Raw genomic sequence first — 737 nt, 5'->3', positions numbered from 1 at the left:
CAGTCTGCTTTGGCTCCCTCGAAATTAAACATGAATAACCTGCGCGGCATGCGCTATTTGCCTGTTGTGCACAAAGCCTCTTGGTGCAAGGACACAAAGGTCAACTACATTGCCACCTTCTCGCACACTGCCCACTAAAACTACGAACATTGAAAGCCGCCATGCACCATGTAAGACATCTGATTTTGGTGCTGGGCGATCAACTCGACTTAGACGCTGCAGCCTTTGACGGATTTGATCCCGCACAAGACGCTGTGTGGATGGCTGAAGCTCACGAAGAGTCCACACACGTTTGGTCGAGCAAGCAGCGAATCGCCTTGTTTTTGAGCGCCATGCGTCACTTCGCACAAGCACTGCGCGACGCGGGCCGACCGCTTCACTACCACCGGCTCGACGATACCGGCGCTGCAGCCCATCTGCAAAGTCTTGGAGCCAAGCTGCAGGCTGATATTGCTTCCCTAGCGCCTCAGCGCGTAGTGATGACTGCGCCGGGCGATTGGCGCGTGTTCCAGCAACTCAAGGCTGCGGTCGAGGCGGCAGGTCTAAAGTTGGAAGTCTGCGAAGACCGGCACTTCTTTACGACAGTGAGTGAGTTCATAACGCATGCCAGTGGGCGCAAGTCGCTGCGGCTGGAGTACTTTTACCGCGAGCTGCGGCAACGCTACAACATCCTGATGGACGACGGCAAGCCCACGGGTGGCCAGTGGAATTTTGACGCCGACAACCGCAGAAGCACA

Annotated in this window: 1 protein-coding gene; it reads left to right on the top strand. The window is 56.2% G+C overall.

The features are described from left to right. Positions 1-161: 161 nt before the first annotated feature. The coding region (locus B472_RS16775; RefSeq protein ID WP_238147484.1) for a cryptochrome/photolyase family protein at positions 162-737 on the top strand (576 nt) is incomplete at its 3' end.

Source organism: Limnohabitans sp. Rim28, from assembly GCF_000293865.2.
Classification (GTDB): Bacteria; Pseudomonadota; Gammaproteobacteria; order Burkholderiales; family Burkholderiaceae_C; genus Limnohabitans_A.
Note: the sequence above shows the minus strand (reverse complement) of the source record. Positions and strands in the feature narration are given on the sequence as shown.